The 24,319-nt window shown below is 61.8% G+C and carries 26 protein-coding genes; 17 read left to right on the forward strand and 9 right to left on the reverse strand.

The features are described from left to right. The first annotated feature begins 215 nt into the window (after positions 1-215). Positions 216-1,670: a DHA2 family efflux MFS transporter permease subunit gene (locus AC245Y_RS05020; protein ID WP_012756631.1), complete on the forward strand. Its 1,455-nt coding sequence runs from the start codon at positions 216-218 to the stop codon at positions 1,668-1,670. 97 nt (positions 1,671-1,767) lie between these two features. On the opposite strand, the gene AC245Y_RS05025 is transcribed toward AC245Y_RS05020, so the two are convergent. Next, positions 1,768-2,715 carry a homocysteine S-methyltransferase family protein gene (locus AC245Y_RS05025; protein ID WP_017993400.1) on the reverse strand — a complete coding sequence of 316 codons (948 nt, stop codon included), beginning with the start codon at positions 2,713-2,715 and terminating at the stop codon, positions 1,768-1,770. 218 nt (positions 2,716-2,933) lie between these two features. Between AC245Y_RS05025 and AC245Y_RS05030 the strand changes: the two genes are divergently transcribed. Beyond that, entirely contained in the window at positions 2,934-3,602 is a 669-nt protein-coding gene (locus AC245Y_RS05030; protein ID WP_017993401.1) for a TetR/AcrR family transcriptional regulator, read from the forward strand. Between the two features lie 11 nt (positions 3,603-3,613). Here the strand turns inward: AC245Y_RS05030 and AC245Y_RS05035 are convergent, their stop codons facing one another. Both AC245Y_RS05035 and AC245Y_RS05040 read right to left on the reverse strand, forming a co-directional pair. After that, complete coding sequence (locus AC245Y_RS05035; RefSeq protein WP_017993402.1) at positions 3,614-4,138, reverse strand: DUF1697 domain-containing protein; 525 nt, start codon at positions 4,136-4,138, stop codon at positions 3,614-3,616. A gap of 217 nt (positions 4,139-4,355) precedes the next feature. Further along, the gene (locus AC245Y_RS05040; RefSeq protein ID WP_026157290.1) at positions 4,356-6,464 is read right to left on the reverse strand and encodes a S9 family peptidase; all 2,109 of its coding nucleotides are present in this window, start codon (positions 6,462-6,464) and stop codon (positions 4,356-4,358) included. A 250-nt stretch (positions 6,465-6,714) separates the two neighbouring features. Between AC245Y_RS05040 and AC245Y_RS05045 the strand changes: the two genes are divergently transcribed. After that, complete coding sequence (locus tag AC245Y_RS05045; RefSeq protein WP_012756636.1) at positions 6,715-7,104, forward strand: DUF930 domain-containing protein; 390 nt, start codon at positions 6,715-6,717, stop codon at positions 7,102-7,104. Between the two features lie 114 nt (positions 7,105-7,218). Beyond that, positions 7,219-8,031 carry a polysaccharide deacetylase family protein gene (locus AC245Y_RS05050; RefSeq protein ID WP_017993404.1) on the forward strand — a complete coding sequence of 271 codons (813 nt, stop codon included), beginning with the start codon at positions 7,219-7,221 and terminating at the stop codon, positions 8,029-8,031. 222 nt (positions 8,032-8,253) lie between these two features. Here AC245Y_RS05050 and AC245Y_RS05055 read toward each other — a convergent pair whose 3' ends face one another. From AC245Y_RS05055 to AC245Y_RS05065, 3 genes are all read right to left on the reverse strand, one after another. Continuing rightward, a complete protein-coding gene (locus AC245Y_RS05055) occupies positions 8,254-9,546 on the reverse strand; it encodes an NAD(P)/FAD-dependent oxidoreductase (protein ID WP_017993405.1) in 1,293 nt (430 codons plus the stop codon). Positions 9,547-9,564: 18 nt separating this feature from the next. Then, positions 9,565-10,731: an AI-2E family transporter gene (locus AC245Y_RS05060; RefSeq protein ID WP_017993406.1), complete on the reverse strand. Its 1,167-nt coding sequence runs from the start codon at positions 10,729-10,731 to the stop codon at positions 9,565-9,567. 201 nt (positions 10,732-10,932) lie between these two features. Further along, positions 10,933-11,898, reverse strand: a complete 966-nt coding sequence (locus AC245Y_RS05065) for a VOC family protein (RefSeq protein WP_017993407.1) — start codon at positions 11,896-11,898, stop codon at positions 10,933-10,935. 188 nt (positions 11,899-12,086) lie between these two features. Here AC245Y_RS05065 and AC245Y_RS05070 point away from each other — a divergent pair, with 188 nt between their 5' ends. The 4 genes from AC245Y_RS05070 to AC245Y_RS05085 all read left to right on the forward strand — a co-directional run bounded on the left by AC245Y_RS05070 (position 12,087) and on the right by AC245Y_RS05085 (position 14,842). Further along, a complete protein-coding gene (locus AC245Y_RS05070; RefSeq protein WP_012756642.1) occupies positions 12,087-12,506 on the forward strand; it encodes a universal stress protein in 420 nt (139 codons plus the stop codon). Between the two features lie 116 nt (positions 12,507-12,622). Next, a complete protein-coding gene (trhA, locus tag AC245Y_RS05075) occupies positions 12,623-13,291 on the forward strand; it encodes a PAQR family membrane homeostasis protein TrhA (protein ID WP_026157291.1) in 669 nt (222 codons plus the stop codon). 66 nt (positions 13,292-13,357) lie between these two features. After that, entirely contained in the window at positions 13,358-13,909 is a 552-nt protein-coding gene (locus AC245Y_RS05080; RefSeq protein ID WP_017993409.1) for a GNAT family N-acetyltransferase, read from the forward strand. Between the two features lie 231 nt (positions 13,910-14,140). Beyond that, the gene (locus AC245Y_RS05085) at positions 14,141-14,842 is read left to right on the forward strand and encodes a pentapeptide repeat-containing protein (protein ID WP_017993410.1); all 702 of its coding nucleotides are present in this window, start codon (positions 14,141-14,143) and stop codon (positions 14,840-14,842) included. 95 nt (positions 14,843-14,937) lie between these two features. On the opposite strand, the gene msrB is transcribed toward AC245Y_RS05085, so the two are convergent. Beyond that, entirely contained in the window at positions 14,938-15,351 is a 414-nt protein-coding gene (gene msrB, locus AC245Y_RS05090) for a peptide-methionine (R)-S-oxide reductase MsrB (RefSeq protein ID WP_017993411.1), read from the reverse strand. Between the two features lie 189 nt (positions 15,352-15,540). Here msrB and AC245Y_RS05095 point away from each other — a divergent pair, with 189 nt between their 5' ends. The 9 genes from AC245Y_RS05095 (at position 15,541) to AC245Y_RS05135 (ending at position 22,762) form a co-directional block, all read left to right on the forward strand. After that, positions 15,541-15,756 (forward strand): hypothetical protein, encoded by a 216-nt coding sequence (locus AC245Y_RS05095; protein WP_012756647.1) that lies wholly within the window; start codon positions 15,541-15,543, stop codon positions 15,754-15,756. Between the two features lie 208 nt (positions 15,757-15,964). After that, a complete protein-coding gene (locus AC245Y_RS05100) occupies positions 15,965-18,322 on the forward strand; it encodes a putative monovalent cation/H+ antiporter subunit A (protein WP_017993412.1) in 2,358 nt (785 codons plus the stop codon). A gap of 4 nt (positions 18,323-18,326) precedes the next feature. Next, positions 18,327-18,746, forward strand: coding sequence for a Na(+)/H(+) antiporter subunit B (locus tag AC245Y_RS05105; RefSeq protein WP_012756649.1), 420 nt, complete (start codon positions 18,327-18,329; stop codon positions 18,744-18,746). After that, entirely contained in the window at positions 18,746-19,123 is a 378-nt protein-coding gene (locus AC245Y_RS05110) for a Na+/H+ antiporter subunit C (protein WP_032994420.1), read from the forward strand. Before AC245Y_RS05105 ends, AC245Y_RS05110 begins: the two co-directional genes overlap by 1 nt. A gap of 64 nt (positions 19,124-19,187) precedes the next feature. Beyond that, complete coding sequence (locus tag AC245Y_RS05115) at positions 19,188-20,741, forward strand: Na+/H+ antiporter subunit D (protein ID WP_012756651.1); 1,554 nt, start codon at positions 19,188-19,190, stop codon at positions 20,739-20,741. Continuing rightward, positions 20,738-21,211, forward strand: a complete 474-nt coding sequence (locus tag AC245Y_RS05120) for a Na+/H+ antiporter subunit E (RefSeq protein ID WP_012756652.1) — start codon at positions 20,738-20,740, stop codon at positions 21,209-21,211. Before AC245Y_RS05115 ends, AC245Y_RS05120 begins: the two co-directional genes overlap by 4 nt. Then, on the forward strand, positions 21,208-21,561 hold the full coding sequence (locus AC245Y_RS05125; protein ID WP_017993413.1) for a cation:proton antiporter: 354 nt from the start codon (positions 21,208-21,210) through the stop codon (positions 21,559-21,561). Before AC245Y_RS05120 ends, AC245Y_RS05125 begins: the two co-directional genes overlap by 4 nt. Beyond that, on the forward strand, positions 21,558-21,890 hold the full coding sequence (gene mnhG, locus AC245Y_RS05130) for a monovalent cation/H(+) antiporter subunit G (RefSeq protein WP_012756654.1): 333 nt from the start codon (positions 21,558-21,560) through the stop codon (positions 21,888-21,890). The genes AC245Y_RS05125 and mnhG overlap by 4 nt, the downstream gene beginning before the upstream one ends. Positions 21,891-22,330: 440 nt before the next feature. Beyond that, entirely contained in the window at positions 22,331-22,762 is a 432-nt protein-coding gene (locus AC245Y_RS05135; protein ID WP_003546634.1) for a Ros/MucR family transcriptional regulator, read from the forward strand. A 275-nt stretch (positions 22,763-23,037) separates the two neighbouring features. On the opposite strand, the gene AC245Y_RS05140 is transcribed toward AC245Y_RS05135, so the two are convergent. Both AC245Y_RS05140 and AC245Y_RS05145 read right to left on the reverse strand, forming a co-directional pair. After that, positions 23,038-23,460 carry a SufE family protein gene (locus AC245Y_RS05140; protein ID WP_003557812.1) on the reverse strand — a complete coding sequence of 141 codons (423 nt, stop codon included), beginning with the start codon at positions 23,458-23,460 and terminating at the stop codon, positions 23,038-23,040. A 247-nt stretch (positions 23,461-23,707) separates the two neighbouring features. Beyond that, positions 23,708-24,202: a DUF5330 domain-containing protein gene (locus AC245Y_RS05145; protein WP_012756656.1), complete on the reverse strand. Its 495-nt coding sequence runs from the start codon at positions 24,200-24,202 to the stop codon at positions 23,708-23,710. Positions 24,203-24,319 lie beyond the last annotated feature (117 nt).

Raw genomic sequence — 24,319 nt, forward strand, 5'->3', positions numbered from 1 at the left:
GTGGCGCAAGCCGGACATTCACGAAGATCGAACCGATGCAAGGAATCGTGACCTGCCTTTACCTCTCGTCAAAGCAGCTTTGCCATAAACGACATAGCGCCGCCATGATCGCGGGCGTATAGCAAATCGTCTCCCCTTGGCTTTGCGCCATGTCATCCCCCGCGGCCTTGCTGCCTTTGTGTGCTCCGCCGCGCCACCGCGAGTGATCCCGGACGATGTCGGATCAGATTTACCAGGCGCCGATGGTTCGGCGCGCCACGCCCAATTTTCGGGTGATCGCGATGATTGTCGCGAGTGCGATGCTGATGGAAAACATCGATGCGACCGTGCTTGCGACCGCGCTGCCCACCATGGCGCGCGATTTCGGCGTCGGCGCCCCGGCCATGTCGATCGCCCTGACTTCCTATCTCTTGAGCCTTGCGATCTTCATCCCGGCAAGCGGCCGGATGGCCGACAGTTTCGGCTCCCGCACCGTTTTCCGCTCGGCGATCGCCGTCTTCGTCGTCGGCTCCATCCTCTGTGCTCTGGCGCCGACGCTGTCCTTCCTGGTGCTGGCGCGGCTGCTTCAGGGCATAGGCGGCGCGATGATGATGCCGGTCGGGCGCCTGGTGCTGATGCGCAGCGTCGACCGCAAGGATATGGTCAGCGCCATGTCCTGGCTGCTCGTACCGGCGCTGATCGGCCCGATTGTCGGCCCGCCGCTCGGCGGCTTCATCGTCACCTATCTCGACTGGCGCTGGATCTTTTATATCAACGTGCCGATCGGCATCATCGGTATGATCTTCGTCTCGATCTACATCGACGAGGTCAAGGGCAAGGCAAGTGGTCCGTTCGATACGATCGGTTTCGTCCTCTCGGGCATCTCGCTCGGTTCGCTGCTCTTCGGCTTCGAAATGTCGAGCCATGAGGGTGAGGGTGCGTTTTCGATCTTCCTGATCGCCATCGGCCTGCTCTTCGGCATCGCCTATCTCAGGCATGCCCGCAAGCATCCGTCGCCGATCATGGATTTCTCGCTGATGAAGGTGCCAAGCTTCGGCACGTCTGTCATTGCTGGTTCCCTGACCCGCATCACGCAAGGGGCGCAGCCCTTCCTCCTGCCGCTGCTCTTCCAGATCGGCTTCGGCCTGTCTGCCGCCGCGGCCGGCCAGATCATCATCGCGACCGCGCTTGGCGCTCTCGCCATGAAGCCGATGGCCAAGTTTGTCTTCCGCCGGCTGGGCTTCCGCAGAAGCCTCATCCTCAACGGTATCCTCGGGACGATCGGCTATGGCCTTTGTGCCGCCTTCCGGCCGGACTGGCCGATGCCGCTGATCTTCGTCGTCCTGGTGCTCAGCGCCTTCTTCCTGTCGTTCCAGTTCACCGCCTATAACACCATTGCCTATGACGAGATCAGCAAGGAGCGGATGAGCTCGGCCACGAGCTTCTACACCACCTTCCAGCAGCTGATGCTGTCACTCGGCATCTGCATCGGCGCCTTGGCGCTGCACGGCTCCATGGCTTTGTCAGGCACTGAGACGCCGGCTCTTGGCGATTTCTCGGCCGCCTTCATCGTCGTCACGATCATCTCCATCACCGCCACCTTTTGGAACCTGCGCTTCTCGCCGACCGCCGGCGAGGAGATCACCGGTTATAGGGCGAAACAGAGGAAGGGCGCCGTCGCCGAAAGCTGACGCCGCCCGCGGCCCGTCCACCGCCGTCGCCATTTCTGTTGTGCCGTGCCGGCACCCTCTGCCCTGCCGGATACAACATCTCCTCCCTCTCAGGTCGTCACGCCGCTTGCGGCAGGCATGCCTCGCAGATCGCCGCGACGTGGCGGTGGTCGGTGCCGCAGCAGCCGCCGAGCACGCGGAGCTCCGGCATGCGGTCGATGAGCTTGCGGTAGCGGCGGCCGAGATCTTCGGGATCGCCCGCATCGAGCGTCTCGCTATTGTCGAGCTGCTCATGGCTCATGGTCGAGGCATTGGCGCGGATGCCCGAAATGCGCTTCACCCAGGCGCTTCCAGGATCGAGCGCTGTTTCGAAATGCGTCGGGTGGGCGCAGTTGATCATGTAATAGGCAGGCGCCCCGCCGGTCATCGCATCGGTCGTCTCGATGGCCTCCTGAATGCTGCGGCCCGTCACCAACCGGCCATCCGTCTCGAGCGTGAAGGAGATGGCCGAGGGCATGCCGAGCGACTGTGCGGCCCGCGCCACGCCGATCGCCTCGTCGATATTAGTCAGCGTGAAGGCGCTCACCATGTCGGCTTCAGTGCCGGCAAAAGCCCCGATCTGAAAGGCGTGGTAGTCTTCCGCTTCGGCCGCATCCATGAAGCCTGCCTTGTAGCCGTCGCCGCGCGGGCCGATCGCGCCGCTGATCACGATCGGCTGCTCCGGCCGTTCATAGGCGCTGTGCAAGCCGACCAGCAAGTCGATGGCCTCCTCATTGACCGCCTTCAGGGCTTCGCTGGTATAGCCGAGCTTCTGCCCCCAGTCCGGATTGGCCCGCCATGTGGCGGTATCGAGCACGAAGCCCGTGCCGTGCCGCCGTGCGATATCGAGATAACGGCGATAGTAATTCCGCATGCGCTGCCGCCCGTCTTCGGAAGCCAGCAATATGAAGGCGGCGAAATGCGGAAGCTCGATCCCTTCCTGGAAGATCATCGTCGTTTCCATGCCGCCATCGGTAATGAAAGTGCCGCCTTTGAGCTGCGGCAAACAGTTTCTGTACTTTGCCATTGTTGAAGCCTCTCCACCGCGGCAGCCGATTGGCTGCCGTCGATGAATGATGTTCTGGCGCTTAATCGGCTGCCAAACTAGGCGACTTGAGGTATACTCCAGGCGGTTGTGGCTTTTGCCGATTGATATCAATTGCTTGCTTCAACCGATCCTGCCGGGGGCGGAGGCAGGTTTGATCGTGCGAGACTGAAAACTGTACCGCCGGTACAGGAGGGGACATGCGAAAGGGCGAGGAAACGCGGACCCGCATCCTCGATGTGGCCGAAGCGGCAGTCTTGCAGAAGGGTTTCGGCGGCACTTCCATCGAGGAGCTGATCGCCGAGACCGGCATCACCAAGAGCGGCTTCTTCTATCATTTCAGGGACAAGAACGAGCTCGCCAAGGCGCTGCTCAACCGCTACATCGAAAATGACGAGCGCATCTACGACGAAATCTTCAGCCGCGCGCGCGACCTGACCGACGATCCGCTGCAATCCTTCCTGCTCGGCCTGAAGCTGCTTTCCGAATTGCTCTCCGACCTGCCGAACGGCCATCCGGGCTGCCTTGTGGCGGGCATCTGCTACTACGAGCGGCTGTTCGACCGGGAGATACGGGAGATCAACCGGAATGCGGTGCTTGCCTGGCGGCGGCGCTTCGGCCGCATGATCCGGGATATCGTGGCCGTCTATCCGCTACGCGAACCCGTCGACGTCGACCAGCTTGCCGACATGGTGTCCTCCGTCCTGGAAGGCGGCATCGTTTTGTCGAAGACGCTGAAGGAGCCGAACACGCTGGCCGAACAGGTGCTGATGCTCCGCACCTTCGTAAAGATGCTCTTCCTGCCGGTGGCGGAGATGCCGAAGGCGTCGAGCGGTTCAGCCTTTCATGGAGGCGCAGAGCCGCACTAGCTTTTTGGGCGTCAGTCCTTGCCTTCCATCGCCGCGGCCATTTCCGCGAGCTTTCGCACGGTGTTGAGATTGCGCGACGTTCCAGTCTTCAGCGCCGGCAGCTTCAGCTTCGAGCGGCCGGAGCCGTTGGGGTAATGCACGTAGATTTCCCGGCCGGCGAGTTTCGCCTCCTCGCCGTCGGGCGCAACCATCGTCGCCAGCGCATCGCCGGTCGCCTTTTCGGGCAGGAAGTAGACGAGCAGGAAGTTCGGCTTGGCATCGGGAAAGGGTGCGTTGGCAACGATTCCGTCGAGTTCCTTGCGGCTGCGCACCATCACGCCCGGCCGCTTGCCCATCGTCTTGCCGAGCGCCTCGTCGAGCCGCTCCTCCACCGTCTTTTCCGCTTCGTCCGAACGGAAAAGCACGTTGCCGCTCTGGATGTAGGTCTTGACGTCGGAAAAGCCGAGGCCTTCGCAGATCGCCTTCAGCTCGGCCATTGGCAAAGAGCCGGTGCCGCCGACGTTTACGGCGCGGAGGAGGGCGATATAGACGGGCATTTCATTCTCCCTTGACCTCGTGCCGTGCCGGCCCCCCTCTGCCCTGCCGGGCATCTCCCCCACAGGTGGGGAGATTGGCTGGGCGCGATGGCTTCCCCAAACAACAGGCCGTCACATCAATCTCAAATCAGGGCGAGGCATGGCCTCCTGCCGATCTCCGGGGAGATGCCCGGCAGGGCAGAGGGGGGTGCCGTGCCACTAGCACGCCCCCAACCCTTCACATCTTGCCGGCAACCTTGATCGCAAACGCATACTCAAACGCGATCTCTTCCAGCCGCTGGAAGCGGCCCGAGGCGCCGCCATGGCCGGCGTCCATGTTAGTCTTGAGCAGGATCGGCGCGTTGCCCGTCGTCTTGTCGCGCAGCTTCGCAACCCATTTGGCCGGTTCCCAATAGGTGACGCGCGGGTCGGTCAGGCCGCCGAGCGCCAGGATCGGCGGATAGGCTTTTGCGTCGACATTGTCATAGGGCGAGTAGGATGCGATCTGCTCGTATTCTTCCTGGCTGTCGATCGGGTTGCCCCATTCCGGCCATTCCGGCGGGGTGAGCGGCAAAGTGTCGTCGAGCATGGTGTTGAGCACGTCGACGAAGGGAACGGCGGCGATGAGGCCGGCGAACTTCTCCGGCGCCATGTTGGCTACCGCACCCATCAGCATGCCGCCGGCCGATCCGCCCTCGGCGATGATCTTCGCGTAAGAGGTGAACTTCTGTTGATTCAGATAATCTGCCGCTGCGACGAAGTCTTTGAAGGTGTTGGTCTTCTTGTCCATCTTGCCGTCTTCGTACCAGGAAAATCCCTTGTCCTTACCGCCGCGGATATGGGCGATGGCATAGACGAAGCCGCGATCGGCGAGCGACAGGCAGTTGGTGTTGAAGCCGGCCGGAATGGTGATGCCGTAGGCGCCATAGCCGTAGAGCAGGCAGGGCGCGCTGCCGTCGAGTGGGGTATCCCTGCGATAGAGCAGGGTGACCGGCACCTTCTCGCCATCCCAGGCCGGCGCAAAGACGCGGCGGGTGACGTAGTCGTCGGGATTGTGGCCGGACGGTACTTCCTGCGTTTTCAACAGCGTGCGCTCGCGCGTCACCATGTTGTAATCATAGAGCTGCGACGGTGTCGTCATCGACGAATAGGAGAAGCGGATGATATCCGAGTCATATTCCGCCGCGCCCTGCAGTCCCAGCGAATAGGCTTCCTCGGCAAAGGCGATCGCATGTTCCTCGCCGGTCGCCCGATCGCGGATCATGATCTGCGGCAGCCCGTCCTTGCGCTCCAGCCACAGAAGATGGCGGGCATAGGCCATGTGGCTGATAACCAGCGTGCCGGGCTTGTGGGCGACCACTTCGCGCCAGTTTTCCTTCACCGGATTGTCGACCGGCGCTTCCATGATTTTGAAATCCTTGGCGCCGCCGTCATTGGTGAGGATGTAGAAGACGTCGCCGCCCTCGGTCAGCGAATATTCGATGCCTTCCTCGCGCGCCGCCACCAGCTTCGGCTCGGCTGTGAGATCCTTGGTCGACAACAGCCGGTATTCGCTGGTCTCGTGGTCGTGAATGTCGATATAGATGAAATCGTCAAGCAGCGAGCCGCCGACGCCCATGAAGAAGCCGGCATCCGCCTCCTCATAGACCAGCCGGTCTTCCGACTGCGGCTGGCCGAGAATATGGTGGAACACCTTCGACGGCCGGTGGTTCTCGTCGAGCGCCGAATAGAAGAAGCTCTTGCCATCGGGCGCCCAGACGCCGCCGCCGCCGGTATTCTCGATCCGGTCGGCAAGGTCTTGCCCGGTCTGGAAGTCGCGCACCTGCAGCGTGAAGAACTCCGAACCCTTGTCGTCATAACCCCAGATGCCGCGGTTGTGGTCGCTGGTATGGTCGAGGCCGGCGAGGCGGAAATAGGCCTTGCCGGCCGCCTCCTTGTCGCCGTCGAGCAGCACGGTGCGGATCGTCTCGTCGGCGACGTTGCCGTCGCGGGCGATGCGGAAAAAGCGCGGCTGTTCGCCGCCTGTGACATAGAAGGTGCCATAGGCATAGGCGCCATCCTTCATCGGCACCGAGCTGTCGTCTTCCTTGATGCGGCCGCGCATTTCGGCAAACAGCACCTTCTGCAGCGGCTTGGTGTCCTCCATCGCCGCGTTCATATAGATGTTTTCAGCTTCGAGATGGCGGCGGATTTCAGGATCGAGGATCGACGGATCCTTGAACATCGCCTGCCAGTTATCGGCGCGCAGCCAGGCATAGTCGTCCGTGCGGGTAATGCCGTGGCGCGTATCGGAGATCGGCTTCTTCGGTGCGGCAGGCGGTGTCGGCAGGCTTTTGAAAACGGACAAGGAATGGCTCCGGGTCGGAATGCGGGTTGGCAAGAGATAGAGGCGCGCCGCCGCCGGATCAAGCGGCAAGGGTGCGACAAGGCCGCGGATGACCTTCCACAGACAAGGAGGACGCCCGGCCCACCTTGCCTTGATGTCACCACAATATTTAAGAAAGTCCGCTATCTCAGTGAATTTGCACGTGCCAAGCTCCCGGCAAGCTGTCGGCGGTAGGGTAAGAATTGCAGAACAGTAAGGGATTTTCACCGCAATGCCGAAACGTCTGGTCCTGTTTCTATCCCTCGCAAGCCTTGCTGCCCCCGCCTTTGCCGTCGATCCCGCCATCAAGAAGCAGCTGGAAAAACTCGATCCCTCGACCCGCCTGGAACAGAGCTGCGACACCGAGGCGATGAGCCGTATCAACAAGGACAGCACCGGCTTCAAGCCCGACAAGGTGATCGCCTACACCTTCAAGGACCCGATCCCCGGCGACAATTCGCTGGACGCGCCGGGTGCGGTCTTCCGCAGCAAGGGCGACTGGTACCATCTCTCCTACAATTGCATCACCGGTCCGCAGCATATCAACGTGCGCGAACTCAATTATGAGATCGGCGAGAAGGTGCCGCGCGAGAAGTGGGACAAGTACTATCTCTATGACTGATGCGGTGATTGATGCGGTCCTGCCCGTCCAAGCGGCTACGGTGACATCCGGCCGCATGGCGCCGGGAGAGAGCCGCCGCTAAAATCGGCAGCTCGAATCATAGAAATCCATTACATGAACCGCATCCTGCTCACTTCGGCGTTCCTTCTCGTCAGTATCTCCGCTGCATTCGCGGACGGAATTCCGTCAGCCGTGCCGACGGCGGTTGGTTCGGTCCCGGCTGCGGTTAGGCCGGCCCCGAAGGCGTCGGCGCTAAAACTCGTCGAGCCGCATCTGCACATCGCCCGCTCGAACCTTGTCGGCCACGCTCGCATTGCGCTGACCTTCGATGCCTGCATGGGGCAGGCGGACGAGCGCATCCTTTCGACGCTGGTGCGTGAACGTATCCCGGCAACGATCTTCGTCACCGCCCGCTGGCTGAAGCGCAATCCCGCAGCACTTGCCGTATTCCTGCAAAATCCTGATCTCTTCGAACTCGAAAATCATGGCCAGAACCATATTCCGGCCGTCGACACGCCGACGCTGGTCTATGGCATTGCGTCCGCCGGCTCGCCGCAGGCGGTGCGGCAGGAGGTCGAAGGCGGCGCTGCCGCCATGGTCGCGGCCGGCATCCCGGCGCCGCATTGGTTCCGCGGTTCGACCGCCAAATATGATCTGTCCGCCATCGGCGAGATCCGCGCCATGGGCTATCGCATCGCCGGTTATTCCGTGAACGGCGACGGCGGTTCGCTGCTCGGAGCTGTCATCACCGAAAAGCGCATCGCCTCGGCCAGGGACGGCGACGTCGTCATCTCCCACATCAACCAGCCGACCCATGCAGCCGGCGAGGGGGTAGCCAAGGCGCTGGTCGATCTCAAGGCCAAGGGCACGCAATTCGTCCGTCTCCAGGATGTCGAGGATACCGGTGACGACAAGACGACGGAGTGATCGAAGGCATGCCGTGGGGACACCCCCCTCTGGCCTGCCGGCCATCTCCCCCACAAGGGGGGAGATCGGCAAGAAGCGATGCCTCACCCTAAGTTCACGATTCATGTGACGGCCAGTTGTTTAGGGAAGCCATCTCGCCCAGCCAATCTCCCTCCTTGTGGGGGAGATGCCCGGCAGGGCAGAGGGGGGCGGCACGCCACGACAGTCAATGTGAGACCTTACTTACCTCAGCTCATTCCCGGCCCGCACAAAACCCTCTCCAAAACGGCGCAAACCCGGCCCATCCCTGTCGAGCGCAAAATCTTCGAACCAGTCGCGATGCATGCCGGCGAGCATGGCGCCGATCATCTGCGCGGCGAGATAGGAAAAGGTGATGCCGTTGCCGCCGTAGCCATAGGCTGCGAAGACATGCGGCGTCTCCGGCACCGGGCCGATCAGCGGCAGACCGTCGACCGTCTCGCCGAAAGTGCCGCACCAGGCGTGTTCCACCCGCGTATCCGCTTTCGGCCACAGCCGCTTCATCTTCTCCTGGATTGCCATGGTCTTTGCCGGGAGCTTGCGGTCGCGCGCCTCCGCATCGATCGTCTCGTCATCTTCGCCGCCGGCGACGATGCGATTGTCCGCCGTCGTGCGCATGTAGAGATAGGGGTGGCTGTCCTCCCAGATCAGCGCCCTGTCACGCCAGAAATTTGCCGGGTCCTGCGGCACGGTGGCGAGCGCCCAGCTCGAAGTCGACCGGTGCAGCTTCGGCATGTCGAGGCCCGGCATCGAATAGCCGGTCGCCAGCACGACATGCCGCGCCTCGATGACGTGGCCTCCACCTGTCTCTGCCGTGACGTGATTGCCTTCGCTGTGAAGCGCGGTTACGGAAGCGTTGACCAGCCGCGCGCCGCGCCGCATCGCCATCTCCAGCAGCGCCCAGGTCAGAAGCAGCGGATCGCACTCTGCCGAACCCGGCGAATAGATCGCACCATCCCGGTCGAGTTCGAATTGTGTGAAGAGATCGGGATGTTCGAGATAGACGCCGGGCAGGCCCGCCCGGCGACGAAGCTGGCGCTCCTCCAGGAGGTCACGCGCGCCTTCCCGGCCGTCAGCCAGATAGAGCGTGTTGCGCGGCCGGAAGCTGCAGGCGATGCCGTTTGCGGCGATCAGCTTGGAAAGGCCGGCGACCGCGGCACCACTGCGGCGGTAGATGCCGGCGGCGCGCTCGAAGCCGTAATAATCCTCGAGTTCGGTGAGCGTGCTGTCGATTTCCCATTGCAGCATCGCCGTGCTCGCCGCAGTGCTGCCGAAACCGGGCTCCTCCCGGTCGATGATCGCCACCGAAAAACCGCGGGCCGTCAGATGTTCGGCAACCAAGGCACCGGTGATGCCGCCGCCGATCACGGCGACATCGATGGAAAAGCTCTGCTCGATCGGCCGCCATTCCGGCCGTATCCCGCTCTTCCCCCAGAGAGAACGGCCGCTCACCATCTGGTCGTGATCGGATTCGGCAAGATCGAGATCAGATGCCACTGACGTTCCCCCGGTTGATCATTTCGGCAACTGCGGCTGCGGCTTTTCCTCGATCAGCAGTTCGTCGATGACAGTCATGACGATCAGCGAGAGCGGCAGCGCCAGCATGGCGCCGACGGCGCCCCACATCCATGTCCAGAATAGGATGGCGAGGAAGACGACGAAGGGATTGATTTCCAGCCGCCGTCCCATCACTGCGGGGAAGATCAGGTTCTCCATGAGCAGATGCACGGTGAAGAAGGCAGCGGCCGGCATCAGGCCGATAAGGAGGCCATCATGAGTCAGGATGCCGGCGACCGCGACGGCAAGCGTCATCAGTGTGATGCCGAGATAGGGGATGAAGCTCGACAGGAAGGCGAAGAAGCCCCAGAGCACCGGGGCCGACAGCCCGCCGACATAGGCGATGACAGTCATGACCACGCCGAGCCCGACATAGATCAGCGAGGCCGTGGCGAAATAGAAGCCGAGCACCTGCTCGACGGCGTTGATGACACGGATGGCGGCCAGGCGTTGCGTGCGGGTGCGGAAGGTCATGATGATCGTCTTGCGCAGGTTGACCCGACCAGCGAGGAAGAACAGCAGCGCCGCAAAGAAAATCAATCCCTGCACCAGGGCGGGCGTCAGGCTGGTGGTCACGACATGCAGCACATTGCCGGTGTTTTCGAGCAGCGCACCGATCGACATCGACCCGCTTTCGAATGTCGCCGGCGTGATATGCAGCCATCTGATGCGCTCCAGATAAGGCATGACGCGGTTGATAGTTCGCTCGGCGAAGGCGGGGCCTTCATTGGCTAGCGTCATTAGCGGGTCGGCAAGCGAGTTGATCAACAGGAAGATCACCAGCGCAACGCTGCTTGACAGGATGAAGGCGTTGGCAAGCCGTGGCACCCCCATCCTGCTGAGCTTTTCTGCCGCCATGCCGAGGATCATGCCGACGACGACGGCAAGCGTGATGGGAATGAGGATCAGCGACATCAGATAGACAGCGGCAAGGAAGAGAATGCCGAAGATGCCGATGATCGCCCAGGCCATGCTGACATCGAGCCCGTCCTTTTCCAGCCGGTGCAGCGGTGGCGGCGGCAGCTCTTCGGCCGTCTCCTTCAGCGACTGTGCCCAGGCGCTGGTGTGGCGTTCGCCGATGGCGATCTTCTTTGCTTGTTTGCGGATGCCATTGGCGATGCCCATGCGGTGAGGTCCCCGAAGCCCCATTGCTTCGTCACGGAAACGCGCCGATGCGGTTCCGGTTCCTCAAGGGTGTGACAATGTGGCGCGGTGCATGTGAAGGCGCGCGGCATTGGCGCCCGTTGCCGTCTGGCATGCAACCGAAGCAGGCCGATTTCCGCCCTTATTCCTTCAACCGATAGCGCTGATCCGTAGTTACTGGAGTTACGCCGAAAGCGTCAGGCCGATACCCCAGGGATCTTTCAGAAACACGCCGCCGTCGCGCTTCTCGCTCTTGATCTCCAGTGCGTCGAGCTTGGAGACCGCCGCATCCAGCGTCGCCTTGTCGTTGAAACGGACCTTGTAGTCCGAAAGCCCGGTCATGTTGCCGGCGCGTGCCGTGGCGCCTCGGCTGTTCCAGATATTGGCGCCGAGATGGTGGTGGTAGCCGCCGCTTGCAAAGAAGCTCGCGCCCGGATAGCGCGCCATCAGCTTGAGGCCGAGGACGTCGCGGTAAAAGGCGTCGGCCTGCGGGATGTCGCCGACCTGCAGATGCAGGTGGCCGATCGCCGTCCCCGCAGCCATGCCGTCCCAGCGCTCATCAGGCGCGCTGTTGTAGAGCGCCTGCAGGTCGAGGCGAAGCGTCGCCATCTCCACCATGCCGTCCTCATGGAATTTCCATTGTTCGTGCGGGCGGTCGGCATAGATCTCGATGCCGTTGCCTTCCGGATCGGAAAGATAGATCGCTTCGCTGACGAGATGGTCCGAGGCGCCGTCGAGCGTGACGTTATTCTGTGCCGCGTGGCGCAGCCAGCGTGCGAGCTCCGTCCGGTCCGGCATCAGGAAGGCGGTGTGGAAAAGGCCTGCGGCATTGCGCGGCGCGATCATGGCATTCTTTGCGGTGGTCAGCGTCAGCAAAGGCAGGTCGCCGACACCCAGCACTTCGCCGCTCGCCGTCTTCTCGATCACCTTCAGGCCGAGCATCGATTGGTAGAAGCCGGAAACCAGACCGAGGTCGGTCACAACCAGATGCGACTGGTCGATATAGGCGGGTCGCGTCAGCGCATAGGAAGTTTCGGTCGTCATGGATTGGTCTCCTGCCTCTGAATTGGCCCTTGAGATAGAAGGCGTACCGGCGGTGGCGGCAAATGTGCCGCCTGCAGCAAGCCCGAGGAAGTTTCGCCGGTTCATTCTCTGAGGTCCCCTCGGTTGCCGTACTTGATCTCTATATGGCGCATCCCGATTGTTCACAGAAGATCTGTTTTTGAGGATGAAGCGTTGAGCAGGCGTTGACGATGACTTGCGCCCACTTGATCGCGATCAATGCGTTCATATCTTCTTTAGAGAAAGCTTATGCATCGCAGTCATGGAGGGAAGCCATGTACAGAAAGATCATCGTAGCGATCGCGCTCGGCGGCATCGACAAGGGAGAAAAAATCCTCCGCAAGGCCGCGTCCTTGCTCGACGAAGGCGGCGAGATCATCGCGCTCAATGTTGTCGAGGATGTGCCGAGTTATGTCGCGATCGAACTGCCGGCCAATATGGTCGAGGACGCCATGAAGGATGGCCGCGAGAAGCTGGAAGCACTGATCGCCGCAGCCGGCGTCACGGCAACCATCGAGATCCGCAACGGCCCGCCCGCCAAAGCGATCATTTCGGCCGCCGAAAGCCACGGCGCCGACCTGATTATCGTCGCCTCGCACGTTCCGGACTTTTCCAACTACTTCATCGGTGCCACCGCCGATCGGGTCGTGCGCCATGCCAAATGCTCGGTGCTCGTCGACCGGCAGAAGGTTTGATTTTTGCGCCACTGCGGCCTGTCACGAAGATTTACCGCCCGTGCGCTTTGCCGCAGTTGCACCTCCGTCCGTTCGATGCGACGATTGCAATCGGGGTATGAAACGGATTGGCGTGCATGGGCGAGTTCAACGGCATTCGCTGGGCTTATGATAGATACGAATTGATCGCCGACGGTATTGTCCACGGTGTCGGTCTCGTGCTGGCCCTGATCGGGGCCACCGTGCTGATCTTCTACGCCACGGTCTGGAGTTCCTACGGCGCGCTCGCCGCCGCCTGGATCTACGGCGTCGGACTGGTGCTGACGCTTGCCATTTCCTTTTCCTATAACGCCTGGCCGGTCTCGCGCACGAAATGGTATCTGCGCCGCTTCGATCATTCGGCGATCTTCCTCTTGATCGCCGCCACTTATACGCCCTTCCTCGAACGCGGTGCCGACGATCCGCTGCTCTTGTTCATGCTGGTCGCGATCTGGCTGTTCGCCGCCGTCGGCATTTTCTTGAAATGCGTCTTTCCCGGGCGTTACGACCGTCTTGCCATCCTGCTTTATCTCGCCATGGGCTGGAGCGGCGTGCTGGTGGCCGAGCCCGTTGCCTCGCGCATTCCTTCTGCCTCGATGCTGCTGATCGTCATCGGCGGCGTCATCTATTCGCTCGGCGTTATCTTCCATGTCTGGGAAAAGCTGCGCTTTCAGAACGCCATCTGGCATGGCTTCGTCGTCACCGCGGCGGCCGTGCATTATTCTGCCGTCTTCACCTGTTTCAGCCTGTCACCACCAGGCCTCTGAACGACTGATGTGCCGGAAGTCGTTCCTGTTTCGCGTCCGCCGTTTACATCTTTCGAGGCGGGGCGTATGCCCGCCTTCGCAAACAATATGAACCCGAGCATCATGACAGACGCTGTCCTCCTCCGCGACGCCACCGAAGCCGATCTCTCCGCCATCCGCGATATCTACAATCACGCCGTCGAACACACGACGGCGATCTGGAACGACACACTGGTCGATCTCGAAAATCGGCTGGAATGGTTCAGGGCGCGCAAGGCGCGCGGCTTTCCGGTCATCGTCGCCGAAATGTCGGGCAAGGTTGCGGGTTACGCCTCCTATGGTGATTGGCGCGCCTTTGACGGCTACCGCCACACGGTCGAGCATTCCGTCTATGTCGACAAGGATTGCCGCGGTGCGGGGATCGGCGAGCGGCTGATGCGAGAACTGATCGCGCGTGCTGCGGCCGGCAATATCCATGTGATGATTGCCGGCATCGAGGCGGAGAACACCGCCTCGATCAGGCTGCACGAAAAGCTCGACTTCCGCATCGCCGGCAGATTTTCCGAGGTCGGCACCAAATTCGGCCGCTGGCTGGATCTCACCTGCATGGAACTTCGCCTGCCCGGCAAGGTGGATTGACCTGCCTGCCCGGCAAGGCGGATTGACCTGCCTGCCCGGCAAAGCCCCAGATTGATCAGGCAAAGCGCCAAACTCATCAGGCAAAGCCCCAAACTCATCAGGCAAAGCCATTGTGAACGGCGCGCGCCATCTTTTTATTGTAGTCTGAGCTGTGTAAGAATGTGGAAGCAGTCTGCTTCGCGGAAGGCGGCCTGAAAGCATATTGTAAGCGTCATGGGGGTGAATAGTTCAATGGCAATGCAAAGATCGTCGCTGGGTCTCCTTGCCCTCGTCCTTCTGGCATTTGCGCCGGTTGCCGCACGGGCCGCCGATTGCGGCAGCCTGGCCTCGCCGAAGCTCGACTGGCAGGAATGCACCAAGAAGAACCTGATGTTGCAGGGCAGTGATCTCGAAGGCGCCAACCTCGTCGGCACCGATTTCTCGCTGACCGATCTCGCCGGCGCCAACTTCAAATCCGCCAATCTGGAGAAGGCGACGCTGGTGCGTGCCTCACTCGAGGGCGCCCACGCCGAAGGCGCCAACTTCGCCAAGATCGAGGCCTATCGCTCCAGCTTCGCCAATATCGCGGCCGATGGCGCTTCCTTTGCCGGCGCCGAGCTGCAGCGCGCCAATTTCGCCGGCGCCCGGCTCGCCGGCGCCAGCTTCGAAAAGGCCGAGCTCGGCCGCGCCGATTTCGACAAGGCGGTGCTGACGGGGGCGAAATTCTCGTTCGCCAATCTCTCCCGTGCCGATCTCTCCGGCGCCACCTTCGAAACCACGCCGATGTTCGATCGTGCCTTCATGTTCCTGACCCGCATCGAAGGCCTTGACCTCTCGGCCGCAACCGGGCTCGAACAGGCCCAGATCGACCTTGCCTGCGGCGATACCTCGACCAAGCTCCCGGCCGGCCTCTCCGCACCGACAACCTGGCCCTGTCCCGCCGATCACGAGTGATCAGGCGGGCTCGCCGGCCGTATGGTCGAGCTGCGCAAGCGTCTGTCTCGGCTTGTCATCCGAATGAACCGCTTGCCGACTACGGGGCCGGTCGCTTACTTCCCGGGCTCGAACACCATGGAGTGGCCGTTGATGCAGTAGCGCAGGCCTGTCGGCGGCGGGCCGTCGGGAAAGACGTGGCCGAGATGGGCCTCGCAGCTGCCGCAGCGGATCTCTGTGCGCACCATGCCGTGGGTCGTGTCGCGATGCTCGATTACCGCTTCGGGTGACACCGCTTCGAAATAGCTCGGCCAGCCGCAGCCGGCATCGAATTTCGTGTCGGAGCGGAAAAGCGGCGCGTTGCAGCCGACGCAGCGGTAAAGCCCCGTCTCGAACGAATCCCAATAAGGGCCGGTGAAGGCGCGTTCGGTGCCGTGCTGGCGCGTGATGCGGTACTGCTCGGGAGTGAGCTGCTCTTTCCAGTCGGCGTCGGTCTTGTGGATCTTGGCGGTGGTCGCAGTTTCGGACATGAGGTGCTCCTTTCGCCGAGGGGCGGGTTCCGTTTCGCGAGAAATGTGGTGCGCCGCGTTCAGTTCATCAAGTCTCCCGCCGGCGCGCCATGAGATTGGCCGCATACCCAATTGGGGGAAGAGGCTTGCTTTTACATCCGTTAGGGGTTTTCTGTTAGGGTTAATGTTGCGTGCATTGGAGAATCACTGGTGTTTGAAACAGCAATCGTCCTGCTCTACGGCCTCGTGGCCGTGGCAGCCATGGCGGTCACACTGTTGGAAGGCTGGGCCAACCATGACGGCGTGACGCTTCATCGTCTCGCCGGGCTCTTCGCCTGCCTGCTCTGGCCGCTGACGCTTGTGGTCTTCATCCTCCACGGTTGCATCGCCCGGCTGCTGACGCGTCTTTCCAGATCGACGGCCTGATCGGCTTTGAACATCACCATGCAGTGCGGCTCGCGGCCGAAATCACTTGAGACGCTCCCCCGTTTCGCCTAAGCCAGAGGACAGGCTGGTTTTCTCCGGTTTTTCCGTCTGTTGCTCTTGCAACAGACTTTTGCCTTTACAGCGCCGCGCGCCTTGTCGGACGTGCAAAGGACTGTAACATTTTGAATTATGCAGTAGAGGAGGGGACATGGCCGATGTCACGGCTCTGACATTTCTGGCCCTGTGTCTGCCGCTCGTCGGCGCTCTTGCCGCCCCCTTCGTCATCCGCATCTTCGGCGCAAACGGTGCCTGGCTCCTGGCGGTCGCTCCCTTGCTCGCCTTCCTGCATTTCCTGCGTTTCATTCCCAAGATCGCGCGCGGCGAGGTCGTCGCCGGCGGTTATTCCTGGGTGCCGAGCTTTCATCTCTCTTTTTCCTGGTTTCTCGATGGCCTGTCGCTGACTTTCGCGCTGCTGATCACCGGCATCGGCACCCTGATCGTGCTTTATGCCGGCGGCTACCTCAAAGGACACAAGGATCAGGGCCGCTTCTTCTCCTTCATCTTCCTCTTCATGGGCGCGATGCTCGGCGTCGTCGTTTCCGACAGTTTCCTGATGCTCTTCGTCTTCTGGGAATTGACGTCGATCACGTCCTTCCTGCTGATCGGCTTCGACCACGAGCGTGAGGCGGCTCGCCGCGCCGCCCTGCAGGCGCTTGTTGTGACCGGCGGGGGAGGGCTCTGCCTGTTGGCCGGCCTGCTGCTGCTCTGGAACATCTCGGGCGTCACTGAGATGTCGCGGCTCATGGGAGCGGGCGATATCGTGCGCGAAAGCCCGCTCTATCTCGCTGCCCTCATCCTGGTCTTGGGCGGTGCCTTCACCAAATCGGCGCAGTTTCCCTTTCATTTCTGGCTGCCGAACGCCATGGAGGCGCCGACGCCGGTTTCCGCCTATCTGCATTCGGCCACCATGGTGAAGGCAGGCGTCTATCTGCTGATGCGGCTCAATCCCGTCATGGGGGCAACCCCTGCCTGGGAAATCCTTCTGCCCTTCTTCGGCGGGCTGACGCTGGTCGTCGGCACCGCGCTCGCCATCCGCCAGACCGACCTGAAGCTCAAGCTCGCCTATACCACCGTCTCCTCGCTCGGCCTGCTCGTCATGCTGATCGGCTTCGGCTCGGACCATGCGGTGGAGGCGGCGGCGCTCTATCTGGTGGCGCATTCCCTCTTCAAGGGCGCGCTCTTCATGGTCGCCGGCATCATCGATCACGAGACCGGCACGCGCGATATCACCAGGCTCAGCGGCCTGATGCGGGCGATGCCGCTCACCTGGATGATTGCCCTTGCGGCGGCCTTCTCGATGGCCGGCCTGCCGCCCTTCTTCGGTTTCCTCGCCAAGGAGGAGATTTATATGGCACTTGTCGGCGGCGATATCCGCGCGCTCACCTTTACCGCCATAACCGTCTTCGGCAATGCGCTGATGTTTGCCGTCGCCTTCGCCGTGGCGCTGAAACCCTTCCTCGGCCAACCGGTGGAGACGCCGAAACCGCCGCACGAAGCGCCCGTCCTGCTTTGGCTCGGCCCGGCCGTTCTCGCCGTCCTCGGCCTGCTCGCGGCGATCTTTTCGACCTTCACCCATACCGTCCTGTCCTCGCCGATCGCCTCCGCCATCCGCCAGACACCCGTCGAAATCGACATTTCGCTGACGCCGCATATCGGCCTGCCCTTGGCGCTTTCCGCCCTGACCGTGCTGCTCGGCATCGGCGTCTACGGGCAGCTCGCGCGCGCCCGTTTCCTGATGGCCGTTTTCCTGCGCGCGGCCGGACCTGGGCCGGACCATGGCTTTGATGTTGCACTATCGGGCCTTGTCCGCTTTTCCGGCCGCGTCATGCGTGTGCTCCAGCCGGGGCGGCTGGAGATCTATGTCACCTGCACCTTCCTCTGCGTCGCCGCTATCCTCATCATTCCGCTTGTCGTCTATGGCGAACTGCCGCGTCTGCCGGCCTGGCCGGCCGATGTCAGGCTCTATGAATGGGCGGTCTTCCTGATCGCCGCCGTCGGCCTTGCAGCCGTGCTCGTTGCCCGCGACCGGCTGACGGCGATCGTCTCGCTCGGCATCCAGGGTTTCGCCGTCGCCATCATCTTCCTGCTGTTCGGCGCGCCGGATCTGTCCTTCACCCAGTTCATGGTCGAAACTCTTTCGGTGGTGATCCTTGCCCTGGTCATGACCAGGCTTCGTCTTTCTCCCGCCGATCGGCGGCCGCTCGGCCGCAAGCTCTTCGACGGCGCGCTGGCGCTTGCCTGCGGCCTCGGTTTCACGCTTCTGCTGATGCGGGCGACGCAGGCGCCGTTCAACGATGCGCTGACGGAATTCTTCAACGCCTATTCCAAATCGATCGCCCATGGCGCCAATGTCGTCAACGTCATCATCGTCGATTTCCGCGGCACCGACACGCTCGGCGAAATCGCGGTCGTTGCGGTCACCGGCCTTGCCATCCTGGCGCTTATCCGCATTCGCGCCGGCAGCGAGCGCAAGCTTGCCGCCAATGATCCCGCGACGGAGGGCTGATCGCGTGAACACCCTCATCTTCCGCACCGTCGCCCCGTTCCTCACCGCACTGATGCTGCTGTTTTCCGTCTTCGTGCTGCTGCGCGGCCATAACGAGCCGGGCGGCGGCTTCATCGGCGGGCTGATCGCTGCCTCGGGACTGGCGATCTACGGCATTGCCCGCGGCGTCGGCGCCGTTCGCCGGGCGCTGTTTTTCCATCCGCTGTCGATCGCCGGCTTCGGCCTGTTCCTGTCCACCGCAGCCGGTCTTCTCTCCATCCTGTTTGCCGTTCCCTTTATGACCGGCCTGTGGATCTATCCGACGCTTTTCGGCGCCGAGGTGCCGCTGTCGAGCGTCATGCTCTTCGATATCGGCGTCTATCTTGTCGTGCTCGGCGCCATCACGTCGATCGCATTGGCATTGGAAGAAAAGGAGGTGGAATGATGGAGCCGCTTCTGGCGATCCTCGTCGGTCTGTTCTTCGCCGCCGCCATCTATCTGATGCTGTCGAAATTCTCGATCCGCATCATGCTCGGCATCGCCATCCTCGGCAACGCCGTCAACCTGCTGCTCTTTACCGGTGGCCGGCTGACGCGCGAGGTGCCGCCGATCATCCCGGCGGGTCTCGACAGCTTGCCCGCAGGCACGGCCAACCCGCTGCCGCAGGCCCTCATCCTGACGGCGATCGTCATCTCCTTTTCCTTCCTTGCCTTCCTGCTGGTGCTGACCTACCGCGCCTATCAGGACCTCGGCACCGACAACACCAGCGACATGCGCGCCGCCGAGCCCGACGACCGGCCGCTGCCGCCATTGGGGTATTGAGGATGTTGGTGCGGATGCTCACTACACGGCAAACCCTCTCGTGCGATAGCGGAGGCGCCATCTGATGGCTGCCGCCACCTCCACCGTCGATCTCTCCGCTGCCCTGATCACCGCCCCAGTGCCGATCGGTCACTGGCTTGCCATCCTGCCGGTCGCCCATTGCATCACGCTCGGCGCCGTCCTGCTGATGCTGCGCGCCTATCCCCGCCTGCAGGCCTGGCTTGCCATCCCTGGTCTTGCGGCGCTGGCGCTGATCGATGCGGCGCTGCTCGCCAAGGTCGCGGCCGACGGGCCGCTGACCATGGTCATGGGCCGCTGGCTGCCGCCCTTCGGCATCGCCTTCACTGTCGATCTCTTCGGTGCGCTGATGGCTTTTACCGCGGCCCTTGCCGCACTCGCCGGCGGCATCTATGCGCTGGCCGATATCGGCGAAAGCGGCCGGCGATATGGTTTCTTCCCGCTGCTGATGCTGCTGATGGCCGGCGTCACCGGCGCCTTTCTCACCGGCGATATCTTCAATCTCTATGTCTGGTTCGAGGTGCTGCTGATCTCCTCCTTCGGGCTGATCATCCTTGGTTCCGAACGTGAGCAAATCGACGGCGCGCTGAAATATGCGGTGCTCAATCTGATCGCCACGACCCTGTTCCTGGTCGGCGTCGGCATTCTCTATGCCGCCTTCGGCACCCTCAACATGGCCGATATCGCTGCAAAAGCTGGTGATTTGCGCGGCACGGCGCCGCTGATGACGCTGGCAAGCCTCTTCCTGCTCGCCTTTGGCATGAAGGCGGCGGCCTTCCCGGTCAATTTCTGGCTGCCCGCCGCCTATCATACGCCGCGTATCGTGGTCTCCGCACTGTTTGCCGGCCTGCTCACCAAGGTCGGCATCTACGCGCTGATCCGGGTGATGGTCATGCTGTTGCCGGTGGAGCGCCAGGAATTGAGCCCGGTGATCGCGCTCGCCGCCGCCGCGACCATTGTCGTCGGCGCTCTCGGCGCGCTTGCCGAAAACGATATCCGCAGGCTGTTCGGCTATGTCGTCATATCGGGCATCGGAAACATGCTGGCCGGCGTCGCCCTCGGCGGCCTTGGCGGCATCAGCGGCGCTGTCTTCTATGCGCTCCATTCGATGGTGCTGATGACCGCACTTTATCTTGCCGCCGGCGAGATCGCCCGGCGCGGCGGCGGCTTTTCGCTGTCGGCCCTCGGCGGGCTCTACCGGCAAAGCGGCGGTTTCACCGCACTCTCCCTCGTGCTCTTCCTGGCCGCCTGTGGCCTGCCGCCCTTTTCCGGCTTCTGGCCGAAGGTCATTCTCGTCAAGGCCTCGCTCGATCTCGGCGCCTGGTGGCTGGCGGCCTCGATCCTCGTCGGCGGTTTTCTGACGACGATCGCCTTCGGTCGTCTCTTTCTGCTCGCCTATTGGCGCCCGGCGGCGATAGCACTGACGCCGTCCGGACCGAGGTGGCGCACGGGCCTGCCGCTCGCCGCGCTGACCGCGCTGGTCATCGGCTTCGGCATCTTGCCGGAACAGTTGCTGGCGCTGTCGCAATCGGCCGCCGCCGGCTTGGCCGATCCCCACGCCTATCTTCATTCGGTCTTCCCGGAAGGGCGTGCGCCGTGATCTTCTTCCTCTTCAACCTGCTGCTTGCTACTGCCTGGGTCACTGTTACCGGCAGCGCCTCGCTGCACAATCTCGTCCTCGGCGTCCTGCTCGGGGCCCTGGCGCTGGTCATCATCCGCGAATCCTTCGGCGGCAAGGGACGCATCCCCCGCGTCCTCCCGGTATTCTCGCTCGCCGCTCTGTTCCTCAAGGAGTTGTCGCTGTCGGCCTGGAAGGTCACGGTCACCGTGCTCTCGCCCGATATGAAGCTGAAACCCGGCATCTTCGCCTACCCTTTGACGGTGACGAGCGATTTCGAGATCACTTTGCTGGCAAACCTCATCACGCTGACTCCAGGCACGCTTTCGGTCGACGTCTCCACAGATCGCCGCACGCTCTATGTGCACGCGCTCGATTGTTCCGATCCGGAGGCGACCAGGCGTGATATCGCCAACGGTTTCGAACGCAAGATCATGGAGGCCTTCCGGTGATCACACCTGCCGCCATCGTCGCAGCCGCATCCTCGGCCGCACTCGTCATCCTCGGCCTGGCGCTGATCCTCACCGTCTGGCGCGTCGTTGCCGGCCCGACACTGCCGGACCGGATCCTCGCCCTCGACATGCTGACCGGCATCGCCATCGGTTTCATCGCCGTCATTGCGGTCAAGACCGGATTTTCGCTCTATATCGATATTGCCATCTCGCTCGGCCTCGTCGGTTTCCTGGCGACCGTCGCCTTCGCCCGATTCGTGCTGTCGCGCGGCAATATCAAATCGAAGCCGTCCGCATCTGCGGCAAATGGCAACACGCAAAAACGCCGGGCAGGGGGGAAGAAGCGATGATCGATTATATCGTGGCTGCCGTCACCGCCTTGCTTTTGATCGTTGGTTCGCTCTTTACGCTTGCGGCAGCGATCGGCCTGGTCCGGCTGCCTGATCTCTATACGCGCATGCATTCGGCCTCGAAGGCGGGGACTGTCGGCTCCGGCCTGTTGCTCCTTGCCGCCGGCCTTTATTCGCAGGACCCGGCGATTCTCGCCCGCGCCATTGCCGGTTTCGTCTTCTTCCTGCTGACGGCACCGGTGGCGGCCCATCTGCTTGCCAGAGTTGCCCATCGTTCGGGATATGATCTCGGTGCACTCTCGGTCCGTGACGATATCAGGGATCGTTGAGGCTATGCTGTTCGGCGACTTTACCAGATTTATGCAAAACTTATGCACAGGAAGCTGTGAGTAAAGCTTGCCGAAGAGCCCCTCAATTCTTCATCTGTCATTTTTTCTCAAGAAAAACGACAAATAATAATTGGCCTTTCGACCAAACGATGGTATTTGAAAATGCAAGTAGAGTTCTGATTGTGAATTGCAATCGTACTGCTTCCAAGTCCCTCAGTTTTGATTTTTAATGTCTAAACTGGGGCCATCGCCTGGAGCATGACGTAGTGGTTTCCAGTCAGGCAGTATAAGAACAGGTCAGGCTCTTCGGAATCTAGGGGTGGATTTCGCGTTTTTCGAAACAGAAGGTCGCTTCCTGTGCTTTTGCTGTTCGCTTCTACGAGGCGGGTCTTTGGCGTGTCAGTCAAAGACCGTTTGAGCATGCTAACAGGAGAAAGAATATGACGGATATAGCGACCGGCAGTGCGCCGGAGCTGCTTGTGGAACTGACAGCCGACATCGTCGCAGCTTATGTCAGCAACCATGTTGTACCGGTCAGCGACCTGGCCAATCTGATTTCCGACGTGCATTCGGCACTGAGCAACACGTCCGTACCGCAGCCTGCTGCGGCGATCGTCGAAAAGCAGAAGCCTGCAGTTTCTGTCCGCAAGTCCGTACAGGACGAGCAGATCACGTGTTTGGAATGCGGCGGCAATTTCAAGTCCCTCAAGCGTCACCTGATGACGCATCACAGCCTCTCGCCGGAAGAATACCGCGAGAAGTGGGACCTGCCGACCGATTACCCGATGGTAGCGCCCGCTTATGCCGAAGCGCGTTCGCGCCTGGCAAAGGAAATGGGCCTCGGGCAGCGCCGCAAGCGCGGCCGCGGCTGAGCTTTTTCGAAAGCATCAACGACAAAAAGCCGGGTCTTGTGCCCGGCTTTTTTGTGCCTTCGCAAGGGGAAGAAATACATTTTCCGGTATTTGAAGCGTTGCGTCTGATTCGGCCGGACGCCACGACTGCGCAAGAGATCCCGTCTTATGCTTTGCCGACAGGCTTTGAATGTATTCCTATACTATGAGCAAGTGTTAATATACTCGATTGCAGAGCCGGCACTGACCCGCTTGCTCGCCTTATGGCTCTGAAAGCCGGCCAGCCACGATCGCGGTCAAGCCGCAGCGCGGACTCTTGCCTCTTCGCGGATCCTGTTCACCATCGAGCGCAATCCGTTCGAACGCTGCGATGACAGGTTCTCCACCAGGCCGATCTTCGAGAATATCTCGAAGGCATCGAGCCCGGCGATCTCCGATGCCGTCTTGCCGGAATAGGTGGCAAGCACGATGGCGACGAGGCCGCGCACGATATGGGCGTCGGAATCACCCTCGAAGCTCATGACCGGATTGTCGGGATCGCCTGCCGTATGAGTCACCAGCCAGACCTGGCTGGCGCAACCCATCACCTTGTTCTCCGAGGTGCGCTTCTCCTCGGCCAAATCAGGCAGCGCCTTGCCGAGTTCGATGACATAGCGGTAGCGATCTTCCCAATCGTCCAGGAAAGCGAAGTCGTCGATGATCTGGTCGAGGGATGCCATGGAGAAGCCTTTCACTATTAAAGCAGTTCCAGCAAAAGTGCGCAGCGGTCTTGCGTCCGGAATGCGTCAGGAAATGCTCTAAGAGTGCATATAGGTGAAAGACCGGCAGATTTGAACCGTTAAAAAGAAACGCCGTGAGGGATGGGCATCCTCACGGCGCAGCAACATGCTGAATTAAACAGGGCAGGCACGTCAGGCATGGGGCATCTCCGCGTCATGCGGACCACCGATGCAAGCTGGTTGAGGGTCAGGTCGCCGGCTTCGGCGTCGGCAGCGGAATAGCGCCGGTCACCACCGTCTCAGAGGAGGCGTCATCTTCGACCGGCGGACGGTAAGGCATCGGCTGGTTGAGCGCTGCCTTGGCCTCGCGCACCTTTTCCTGGATGGCAGGCGTGGTGAGGGAAGGCATGTTGAGCGCCACTGGCACCTGCGGGTCGGCAAGCTTTGCGGTTGCCGGCGTCTCATCCTTGAACTGGCTGTCGAGAAGTTCATAGGCAACGCGGGCGCCTTCACGGGCCCGGTAGCCGAGTGCGGTGAGGGTCTCGGTACCCTTGGCGCAGACTTCGGGCTTCTCCGAGCACATGCCGGTCAAATAGTCGTAGGCGCCGCTTGCCGCCGTGAACGCGTCGGAAAGCTGCAATTGCGGGCCGCTGGCCAACTTGTCGGAACTCTCCGTGCTGAAGACGGAAAGAAGCACGAGCACAAGGCCAAACCAGAAGGATCCTTTGATCAGAAACCACATTGTCGTCGCCCATCCTGTTTCCCCGTCCGGTTCTTGTTGCCGAATCAGGCCGGTTGTCCGGTGTGTTTTCACCCTACCGCCAAGTTGCGAATGCCGCTTTTCGAAACTCACGCGCAT

The sequence above is a fragment of the Rhizobium sp. SRDI943 genome (assembly GCF_057653695.1).

Coding starts and splice junctions, on each gene's coding strand:
- AC245Y_RS05025 (WP_017993400.1), bottom strand. CDS start 2,715: ATGGCAAAGTACAGAAACTGTTTGCCGCAGCTCAAAGGCGGCACTTTC.
- AC245Y_RS05115 (WP_012756651.1), top strand. CDS start 19,188: ATGGCTGCCGCCACCTCCACCGTCGATCTCTCCGCTGCCCTGATCACC.
- AC245Y_RS05030 (WP_017993401.1), top strand. CDS start 2,934: ATGCGAAAGGGCGAGGAAACGCGGACCCGCATCCTCGATGTGGCCGAA.
- AC245Y_RS05020 (WP_012756631.1), top strand. CDS start 216: ATGTCGGATCAGATTTACCAGGCGCCGATGGTTCGGCGCGCCACGCCC.
- msrB (WP_017993411.1), bottom strand. CDS start 15,351: ATGTCCGAAACTGCGACCACCGCCAAGATCCACAAGACCGACGCCGAC.
- AC245Y_RS05045 (WP_012756636.1), top strand. CDS start 6,715: ATGCCGAAACGTCTGGTCCTGTTTCTATCCCTCGCAAGCCTTGCTGCC.
- AC245Y_RS05050 (WP_017993404.1), top strand. CDS start 7,219: ATGAACCGCATCCTGCTCACTTCGGCGTTCCTTCTCGTCAGTATCTCC.
- AC245Y_RS05065 (WP_017993407.1), bottom strand. CDS start 11,898: ATGAACCGGCGAAACTTCCTCGGGCTTGCTGCAGGCGGCACATTTGCC.
- AC245Y_RS05080 (WP_017993409.1), top strand. CDS start 13,358: ATGCCCGCCTTCGCAAACAATATGAACCCGAGCATCATGACAGACGCT.
- AC245Y_RS05140 (WP_003557812.1), bottom strand. CDS start 23,460: ATGGCATCCCTCGACCAGATCATCGACGACTTCGCTTTCCTGGACGAT.
- AC245Y_RS05110 (WP_032994420.1), top strand. CDS start 18,746: ATGGAGCCGCTTCTGGCGATCCTCGTCGGTCTGTTCTTCGCCGCCGCC.
- trhA (WP_026157291.1), top strand. CDS start 12,623: ATGGGCGAGTTCAACGGCATTCGCTGGGCTTATGATAGATACGAATTG.
- AC245Y_RS05135 (WP_003546634.1), top strand. CDS start 22,331: ATGACGGATATAGCGACCGGCAGTGCGCCGGAGCTGCTTGTGGAACTG.
- mnhG (WP_012756654.1), top strand. CDS start 21,558: ATGATCGATTATATCGTGGCTGCCGTCACCGCCTTGCTTTTGATCGTT.
- AC245Y_RS05060 (WP_017993406.1), bottom strand. CDS start 10,731: ATGGGCATCGCCAATGGCATCCGCAAACAAGCAAAGAAGATCGCCATC.
- AC245Y_RS05100 (WP_017993412.1), top strand. CDS start 15,965: ATGGCCGATGTCACGGCTCTGACATTTCTGGCCCTGTGTCTGCCGCTC.
- AC245Y_RS05070 (WP_012756642.1), top strand. CDS start 12,087: ATGTACAGAAAGATCATCGTAGCGATCGCGCTCGGCGGCATCGACAAG.
- AC245Y_RS05035 (WP_017993402.1), bottom strand. CDS start 4,138: ATGCCCGTCTATATCGCCCTCCTCCGCGCCGTAAACGTCGGCGGCACC.
- AC245Y_RS05085 (WP_017993410.1), top strand. CDS start 14,141: ATGGCAATGCAAAGATCGTCGCTGGGTCTCCTTGCCCTCGTCCTTCTG.
- AC245Y_RS05145 (WP_012756656.1), bottom strand. CDS start 24,202: ATGTGGTTTCTGATCAAAGGATCCTTCTGGTTTGGCCTTGTGCTCGTG.